The sequence below is a fragment of the Pedobacter nototheniae genome (genome assembly GCF_004335085.1).
GTDB classification, from domain to species: domain Bacteria; phylum Bacteroidota; class Bacteroidia; order Sphingobacteriales; family Sphingobacteriaceae; genus Pedobacter; species Pedobacter nototheniae.
Genome location: NZ_RQRS01000054.1, coordinates 1 through 1,296, shown reverse-complemented (window position 1 = coordinate 1,296; position 1,296 = coordinate 1). Strand labels below are relative to the sequence as shown.

Annotated in this window: 1 protein-coding gene; it reads right to left on the bottom strand. The window is 39.0% G+C overall.

From position 1 onward, the window contains the following. Positions 1-21: 21 nt before the first annotated feature. Positions 22-1,239, bottom strand: a complete 1,218-nt coding sequence (locus EHC72_RS22445) for an IS256 family transposase (RefSeq protein ID WP_131539955.1) — start codon at positions 1,237-1,239, stop codon at positions 22-24. Positions 1,240-1,296 lie beyond the last annotated feature (57 nt).

Here is a 1,296-nt window from a genome sequence, read left to right as displayed (position 1 = left end):
GGGTCTGTTCAATAAACTGTGTCATTGATTAAATCTGTCCTCAAAAAATATAGCAATTTGTGCTTGCATAATTTTCCATCCAGTCACAGGATTTATCCATCCATTTCTATGATTAATAAATACAAGATACAGCAATTTTAATAATGAACTATCCGAATGGAATACTCTTTTCGTTTTGGTTATCTTCCTTAGCTGACTATGGAATGATTCTATCATATTTGTGGTATAGATCATTTTTCTAATTTCCTTTGGATATTTAAAATACTGGGAAAGCCTGTCCCAGTTACTGTTCCAGCTTTTTATGGTCATTGGATATTTTTTGCCCCATTTTAAACCCATTTCCAGCAATGCTTTTTCTGCCTGGTCTACCGTCGATGCCTGGTAAACTTCTTTTAGGTCAGCCATTACCTCCCGAAGATCTTTCCATGCTACAAATTTGGTGCTGTTTCTTATCTGGTGAATAATGCACAGCTGTACTTCTGTTTGTGGATATATGCTTTCTATCGCTTCCGCGAAGCCTTTTAAATTATCTATACAGGCAATAAAAATATCTTTAACTCCCCGGTTTTGGATATCGGTCAATACCTGTAACCAAAATCTTGCTCCTTCGCTTTCGCCTATGTACAGTCCCAACAGATCCTTAACACCATCACGGTTTAAACCTATTACACAATAAACTGCTTTGGTCTTGATACTGCCCTGTTCTTTTACCTTATAATGTATTGCATCAAGCCATACAATAGGGTAAACGCTTTCAAGGGTTCTGCACTGCCATGCTTTTACATCATCCAGTACACGGTTTGTAATTGCACTTAAACTGGCTGGGGAAACCAATAATCCATATAAATCCTCAAGATGTGTACATATATCGGAATAGCTCATTCCTTTACCGTACATACTAATTACCTTATGGTCCAGTGCCTCTCCTAAAACCGTCTGCCGTTTGGCTAGAACCTGAGGCTCGAAGCTCCCGTTACGGTCTCGGGGAGTATCAATATCTACCGTTCCAAAGCCTGTTTTTACACGCTTACCCATCTTCCCGTTTCGGCGGTTATTGACGGTGGATTCTTCCAGATGAGCATCAAGTTCCCCAGACAGACTTGCTTCAATAAGCCGTTTTATTAGGGGAGCCAATACACCATCCTTACCTTCAAGTGGTTTACCTGAACGTAGCTGCTCTAAAGCTGAATCTTCAAATGCTTTATAATTGAAGTGCTGCTCTTCTTGTTGATCTGACATAATTCCTATGTTTAAAGTTATTAATTTTCTTTTTGACACAGTTTATTGAACAGACCC